This is a genomic window from Acinetobacter sp. AG1 (assembly GCF_001005525.1).
Taxonomy (GTDB): Bacteria; Pseudomonadota; Gammaproteobacteria; order Pseudomonadales; family Moraxellaceae; genus Acinetobacter; species Acinetobacter modestus.
Genome location: NZ_LBMZ01000089.1, coordinates 26,051 through 33,071, shown reverse-complemented (window position 1 = coordinate 33,071; position 7,021 = coordinate 26,051). Strand labels below are relative to the sequence as shown.

Sequence of the window (7,021 nt, the reverse complement as noted above, 5' to 3'; positions counted from 1 at the left end):
TCAGGTTCAGGTTCAGGTTCAACGCTAACTGTTTCTTGCTGAACTGCAAACTGATTTTCTGTACTTAAATCCTGTACGGGCTGATACGCTTCAGGCGCTGTAATTTGCGTAACAGGTGTTGCAGTTACGGTAACTTCATTCAAAGTCAAAGGTCTAAACGCTAGTAAACGCAACACCGTCATTTCAAAGCCTTGCTCTTGCGTCACCGCAAGTTGCAACTCAGCTCGACCTTTACAAGCAATTTGATAATACAACTGCAAATCTTGAGCAGAAATGAGTTTCGAAAGTTGCAAAATTTTCTGATTAATCTCTTCACTATATTTCAATGCAAGATTAGGTAAATATTGCAGCAATGCCAATTCATGCAAGGTAGAAACCAATTGGTCTAAAACCAACGACACATCTAAAGCTTGCTGTCTGAATTGTAGAAGTAACTGACTTACTCGTGCTTGCTGATTTTGATGAATTGCCAAGATCAAATCATAAATAATGGTTCGGTCAATCAAACCGAGCATATCTTTAACATCTTGATGATGGACTGCACCTTGGCCATAGGCAATTGCTTGGTCTGTTAGAGACAATGCATCACGTAATGATCCTTGTGCAGATTCTGCAATTTGCCAAATTGCATCTTGATCGGCCTCGATATGCTCTTTATTTAAAATTGTTGTTAAATGTTCTGTGATTTCATCAACAGCCAAAGGACGCAAGGTAAATTGCAAACAGCGCGAGATGACGGTAATCGGCAATTTCTGTGGATCTGTCGTTGCAAAGAGGAACTTCACATGCTCTGGTGGTTCTTCTAGAGTTTTGAGCAAGGCATTAAATGAATGCGTTGAAAGCATATGCACTTCATCGATCAGGTAAACTTTGAAGCGACCCTGCGTCGGCGCATAAGGTACGTTGTCGAGTAACTCTCGAGTATCTTCAACCTTGGTCCGTGATGCCGCATCGATCTCTATTAAATCAATAAAACGACCTTCATTTACGGCCTTACAGGTTGCACAGACTTCACATGGCGTTGAAGTGACCCCTGTCTCGCAGTTCAAACATTTGGCTAAAATACGGGCAATCGTGGTTTTACCGACACCACGCGTTCCAGTAAACAAGTAGGCATGATGCAAACGCCCACGTTCTAATGCGCTAGTTAAAGCACGAGAAACATGGTTTTGCCCAACTAACTCATTGAAATTACGAGGACGGTATTTTCTTGCCAGTACTTGATACATGTATGCTCCTTTCTGCATCTTAAGCATACTGTTTTTTTGAAAGGCTGTGAACGAGTCCATTTCTAATTGATCAAGATTAAATACTTTCTGGAGCTTTTAAACTGAATTTCTTATAGATTTACTCACAATCATCACAAGACTTGCACCGATATTCAACTCAATAGAGAATACACCATAATTTTTAAGTTGCTGGTCTCTTTGACATGTCTGAATCCTTAGCGGTACTCGGCGGTATTACCGCAGAACAATTCCTGAATGAATATTGGCAAAAAAAACCATTGTTAGTTCGCAATGCAATGCCTGAAATTATGGGTTTATTAGAACCCGAAGATGTCAAAGAACTAGCGCTAGAAGAAGATGTCAGTGCTCGCTTGATTCGTCAAAAAAATAAAAATCCATATGAATGGCATGTAAAATCATCACCACTCACTAAAGGCGATTTCCAAAAGTTACCGAATCTTTGGACTATCCTAGTTCAAGCGGTGGACCATTATTCTTTTGATATTGCTGAGCTCTGGAAAAAATTTCCATTTATTCCCCAATGGCGCCGCGATGACATCATGGTCTCTTACGCACCTAAAGGTGGCTCTGTTGGTAAACACTTTGATTTTTACGATGTATTCCTTGTACAAGGGCATGGTCATCGCCGTTGGCAGTTAGGTCAAATGTGTGATGAATCAACTCAATTCATTCCTGACCAGCCATTAAAGCTCTTGCCTGAAATAAATGTACAATTTGATGAGGTACTTGCACCTGGCGATCTATTATATGTACCACCTGGTCTTGCTCATTATGGCGTTGCTGAAGATGATTGTTTAACTTTCTCATTTGGCTTCCGTATGCCAAATTTAGCTGAAATGACAGATCGACTCAGTGAACAATTCGCAAAAAACTCAGTCTTAACAAATCCTCTCGCGGATATTACTCGCTTAAAAACAAATGCTATTGGAGAGATAAATAATACTGAGTTTTCTTATCTCAAGACTCAATTACTTGATTATCTCACTCAAGCACCAGAATTTGATGCGGCGATCATGGCATACATGAGTGAATCTAAATATCCCAATAGTATTCCTGAGCCAGAAGAAATTGTGATAGATGATTTGGTTGAAGTTATCAATAGTGGCTATCAACTTATTCTGGAACCTGCATCAAGATTGCTCTATAGACAACAAGATCAATTATTAGACTTTTGGGCAAATGGGGAAAATATCTGTATTTCTCAATCTTTCCAAGAACAACTGAAACAAATTGCAGATGGCGCAAGCTTAGCATTTGATGAAGAATTTAATCATACGGATATCTTAGAAGATATCGTATTTTTACTGAATCAAGCAGTTATTATGTTGCTACCACCTCACTAAGCCTGATACATCCTCTAATTAAAGTAGAAGTAGTTTCGACTATTTCTACTTTTATGATTTGACATAAAAAATTAAAACTATTTTTTTATAATGATTACATTTTAAGTCTTGAAAGAGATCATATTTTTTATAGACTCACTAATAACAACTTAAAACATAAATTATATCTAAATTATTCTTTACTATAACGGAGAATCAATATGTTTAAAAAAACACTATTTTGTTCATTGATCGCATCTTCATTCGTACTTCAAACAGCACAAGCTTGTACTAGAGCAGTATATTTAGGCAATGACAATCACATCATTACAGCACGATCAATGGATTGGAAAGTAGATGTTGGAACCAACCTATGGATCATGCCGAGTGGCGTAAACCGCGATAGTAATGCAGGGCCTAAATCACTTAAATGGAAATCGAAATATGGCAGTGTTATCGCTTCAGGCTATGATATATCAAGTACGGATGGCATGAATGAAGCTGGTCTAATGGCAAATGTGTTATGGCTAGTTGAATCAGAATATCCAAATGCAAAACAATCAAATAAGCCACAATTAAGTATTTCTGCATGGGCACAATATGTGCTTGATAACTATGCGACTGTGTCGGAAGCAGTGACAGCCTTAGAAAAAGAACCATTTATACTAATTACAGACAGTGTTCCTGGTGAACAAAGGCTCGCAACACTTCATTTATCAATTTCAGACAAAACTGGTGATAGTGCAATCATTGAATACATTAATGGTAAACAAGTCATCCATCATGATAAGAAATATCAGGTTATGACCAACTCTCCTACCTTCGATCAACAATTGGCTTTAAATACCTATTGGAAGCAAATTGGTGGCACTGTAATGCTACCAGGAACGAATAGAGCATCCGATAGATTTGCACGCGCATCATTTTATATCAACGCTATCCCTAAAAATGATAATTCAAAAGAAGCGATTGCCTCTGTCTTTAGTGTTATACGTAATGCATCGGTTCCTTTTGGCTTAAATACAGAGGAAGAGCCCAATATTTCTTCAACACGTTGGCGTACAGTTGCAGATCACAAACAACTACTCTACTTTTTTGAATCTGCTGTATCGCCTAATGTTTTCTGGGTGGACTTAAAGAAAATTAACTTTAAAGATGGTGTGACGCGTAAATTAGATCTTGGTAAAGACCAACAAAATACTTTTGCTGGCGATGCGACTGATCAATTTAAAATTGCAAAACCATTTGAATTTCTTGGTCCAGAGTTACATCATTAACATCTGAATAGAAATAAACTCGAGAAGTTAAATATGAAAAAAGTACTTGGTTGTCTTAGCCTGTGTATCGCAATAAGTGGTTGTAGTAACCTAACAAATCCAACATCAGATGCTACAAATATAAGTCAACTCGCAACAGCAGGTTCATTAAGTTGCAAGGCAAATGAACTTTGTCCAAATGTTGTCGTGGAATGGGATAAGCAGCAAAAAGATCGCCTACAAATTGATGTGGCATTGAGTAGTACTTATGAATATTATGACATTACAGGTATGACATTCAGCGTTGATAATAAATTATTCAGTTATGAGCCTGTTGGAAAAACCCAACAGAAATACATCAATCGTCTCATTCCTAAACGCTCATCAAATACTTTTGTTATCCCGAGTTTATTTCTTAATGAACTTAGAAATGCAAAAAATGTCGATTTAATGATCCAAACCAATAAAGGCACAATTAAACGCCCTGTATATACACCTACTCAACAATCAACGCTTTATCAAAATTTTGTGCGTTTAATTGAAACTTTACCAAGAAGCTAATTTTTAATAAATTATATAAAAGTCAGTTATTTATCTTAAAATTTAATAACTGACTTTTATTATTCAATTATCATAATTTTAAATAAATGTGAATTAGTTTAAATTCATATTATAGAGTTATAAATCATCTTATAATTACTGTATTTTCTTTAGATTAGTTTAATTAATTCATATATTTAACAAAAAAATAACTAGTAAACTGTAAATTTAAGAATCAATTAAATAAATAATGTTATTTTTTTCTATGATATTTCTTTAATACCATGTAAAATCCGTGCCAAAATTGCATGACGGAATGCAAATAATGCTCAGCTCATATTAGCAGAGAGCGAATTCGAGGCTTGTATGTCAAAAAAAGAAGATATTATTGCAACGGCTCTGAATCTTTTTAACCGCTATAACTACAGCTCAGTAGGGGTAGACCGAATTATCAGTGAGTCTGGCGTTGCCAAGATGACTTTTTATAAGTATTTCCCTTCAAAAGAGAACCTTATAGAGGAGTGTTTGTCTAGGCGTAACAAGAGTATTCAAGAAGCGATTGAAAAAGAACTTAGTATACTTAATGAAGATGATTATTTAGGCAAAATTAAAGCAGTCTATTTTTGGCATGTAGCTTGGTTTAATTCAGATGATTTTCATGGTTGTATGTTTCAAAAAGCATCACTTGAAGTATTACAACAGTATCCGTCTATTATTCGACCAATCATTGAATATAGAGAGTGGTTAATGCAATTATTAGAAGGTTTTTTTGAAAAAGCTAAAGTATTTCAGCCTCATGTACTAACTTCAATGTATATTAATATTTTAGATGGTATGACTGCTTATGCTAAAGTAAATAAAGACCATACACAAATAGAAGAGTGTTGGTATTATATTGAAAAATTGATTAATTTAGATGCAGCTTGATTAGTATTTAATATTGCTAAATAGTTTATTTAGAATTTTAAAATATTTATTATAAAAAATAAACCGAGGTTTATCACCTCGGTTTATTTATAGTAGTTTGTTTCTATTTATTTTTCAACGAATGCACGTTCAATAACATAGTCACCCATTACACCCATACGTGGTGATTCAACTAAACCATGTTGATCAAGTAATGCTGCAACGTCTTTAAGGAATGCTGGGCTACCACAAAGCATTGCACGGTCAGTTTCACGATTGAAACGTGGCAAACCAATTTTTTCAAATAATTGACCAGATTCAATTGCGGTTGTAACGCGGCCTTGTGTATGGAAAGGTTCACGAGTCACTGTTGGATAGTAGATTAATTTATCTTTGATACCCAATTCTTCAAAGAACTCATGGTTTGGTAGTTCATTTAAGATTAAATCTTGGTATGCAAGTTCTGATACATAACGCGTACCATGAACCATGATCACTTTTTCAAATTTTTCATATGTTTCAGGATCACGTAATAAAGCCAAGAATGGTGCTAATCCTGTACCTGAAGATAACAGATATAGGTTTTTACCTGGCAATAAATCATCATGTACAAGAGTACCCGTAGGTTTTTTTGAAATAAGGATTTCATCGCCCACTTCTATTTTTTGTAAAATAGATGTTAAAGGACCATCTTGTACTTTAATTGAGAAGAATTCGAGTTCTTCTTCATAATTCGCACTCGCAATCGAATACGCACGCATTAAAGGCTTACCATTCACTTCAAGTCCGATCATCACAAACTGACCATTTTTAAAACGTAAGCTTGTATCGCGCGTGGTTTTAAAACTGAAAAGCGTGTCATTCCAGTGGTGAACATGAGTAATGCGTTCAACGTTAAAAGCAGCCATTAAAGGTCTCGATCACAGTTAAAAGAAACAGATTGCTATTCTAATCTAAAATCATTCTCTATAAACTGAATATATTTAATTGTGTTTATAAGAAAAAGTGATGAGCAATTCTGTGGTCATGCCGATCATCGGTTATATGCATTCTCCTTATCAGGAGAAATTTGGTATTCCACGACAGCCAAATTTGGTGCAGGTGGAGTCCTATATAGAGTTGTCAGAACCTTATAATGATCTTTCGGCATTTGAGGGAATTGAAGACTTCAGTCATTTATGGTTGTTGTGGCAATTCCATGATAATAAAAATAATGATAACTCCTTGAATCAAATGTCTAAATTTCGTCCACAAGTGCGTCCGCCTAGATTAGGAGGTAATCAAAAAATTGGAGTATTTGCAACGAGGAGTATGTATCGCCCATCTCCTATAGGTTTGTCGGTCGTTCGCTTTTTACGTGTTGAAAAATGTGCTAAGAGTGTTCGCATGTATGTGATGGGAAGTGATTTACTCAATAAAACCCCAATTTTAGATATTAAACCTTATATCCATTATTCAGATGCAGTGATGGATTCAGTCAGTGGCTATGCGCAAGAGGAGCCGATTCGAAAGCGTGTTCTATGGAGCGAATTAGCACAATCAATTAAGCACAAGTTCATTCAAGAGAATGACACTCAGCCGAAAATCTTTGACGAGTTAGAACAAGTTCTATCTTTAGATCCACGGCCTGCTTATCATGATGATGCGAGTCGAATTTATAAAATGAAGTTTTCCACGTTCGATGTGAGTTTTAATGTTGATGATGACAAGATCAACATATTAAAGCTTGACGCTATCAATTAGCATC

The 7,021-nt window shown here is 35.8% G+C and carries 7 protein-coding genes; 5 read left to right on the top strand and 2 right to left on the bottom strand.

The window, feature by feature from the left end; genetic code table 11:
• On the bottom strand, positions 1-1,229 hold a 1,229-nt coding region (dnaX, locus tag AAV96_RS03475; RefSeq protein WP_046738347.1), incomplete at its 3' end, for a DNA polymerase III subunit gamma/tau.
• A gap of 203 nt (positions 1,230-1,432) precedes the next feature.
• Here dnaX and AAV96_RS03470 point away from each other — a divergent pair.
• The 4 genes from AAV96_RS03470 to AAV96_RS03455 all read left to right on the top strand — a co-directional run bounded on the left by AAV96_RS03470 (position 1,433) and on the right by AAV96_RS03455 (position 5,295).
• Positions 1,433-2,593, top strand: coding sequence for a cupin domain-containing protein (locus tag AAV96_RS03470; protein ID WP_046738346.1), 1,161 nt, complete (start codon positions 1,433-1,435; stop codon positions 2,591-2,593).
• Positions 2,594-2,793: 200 nt separating this feature from the next.
• Positions 2,794-3,849: a linear amide C-N hydrolase gene (locus tag AAV96_RS03465; protein ID WP_046738345.1), complete on the top strand. Its 1,056-nt coding sequence runs from the start codon at positions 2,794-2,796 to the stop codon at positions 3,847-3,849.
• A gap of 33 nt (positions 3,850-3,882) precedes the next feature.
• On the top strand, positions 3,883-4,389 hold the full coding sequence (locus tag AAV96_RS03460; RefSeq protein WP_004661935.1) for a hypothetical protein: 507 nt from the start codon (positions 3,883-3,885) through the stop codon (positions 4,387-4,389).
• Between the two features lie 345 nt (positions 4,390-4,734).
• A complete protein-coding gene (locus AAV96_RS03455; protein WP_004661875.1) occupies positions 4,735-5,295 on the top strand; it encodes a TetR/AcrR family transcriptional regulator in 561 nt (186 codons plus the stop codon).
• A gap of 107 nt (positions 5,296-5,402) precedes the next feature.
• On the opposite strand, the gene AAV96_RS03450 is transcribed toward AAV96_RS03455, so the two are convergent.
• Positions 5,403-6,182: a ferredoxin--NADP reductase gene (locus tag AAV96_RS03450; RefSeq protein ID WP_046738344.1), complete on the bottom strand. Its 780-nt coding sequence runs from the start codon at positions 6,180-6,182 to the stop codon at positions 5,403-5,405.
• Between the two features lie 100 nt (positions 6,183-6,282).
• On the opposite strand from AAV96_RS03450, the gene tsaA reads away from it, so the two are divergent.
• Positions 6,283-7,017 carry a tRNA (N6-threonylcarbamoyladenosine(37)-N6)-methyltransferase TrmO gene (tsaA, locus tag AAV96_RS03445; protein ID WP_046738343.1) on the top strand — a complete coding sequence of 245 codons (735 nt, stop codon included), beginning with the start codon at positions 6,283-6,285 and terminating at the stop codon, positions 7,015-7,017.
• The last annotated feature ends 4 nt before the right edge of the window (positions 7,018-7,021 follow it).

Coding starts and splice junctions, on each gene's coding strand:
- AAV96_RS03470 (WP_046738346.1), top strand. CDS start 1,433: ATGTCTGAATCCTTAGCGGTACTCGGCGGTATTACCGCAGAACAATTC.
- AAV96_RS03465 (WP_046738345.1), top strand. CDS start 2,794: ATGTTTAAAAAAACACTATTTTGTTCATTGATCGCATCTTCATTCGTA.
- tsaA (WP_046738343.1), top strand. CDS start 6,283: ATGAGCAATTCTGTGGTCATGCCGATCATCGGTTATATGCATTCTCCT.
- AAV96_RS03460 (WP_004661935.1), top strand. CDS start 3,883: ATGAAAAAAGTACTTGGTTGTCTTAGCCTGTGTATCGCAATAAGTGGT.
- AAV96_RS03455 (WP_004661875.1), top strand. CDS start 4,735: ATGTCAAAAAAAGAAGATATTATTGCAACGGCTCTGAATCTTTTTAAC.
- AAV96_RS03450 (WP_046738344.1), bottom strand. CDS start 6,182: ATGGCTGCTTTTAACGTTGAACGCATTACTCATGTTCACCACTGGAAT.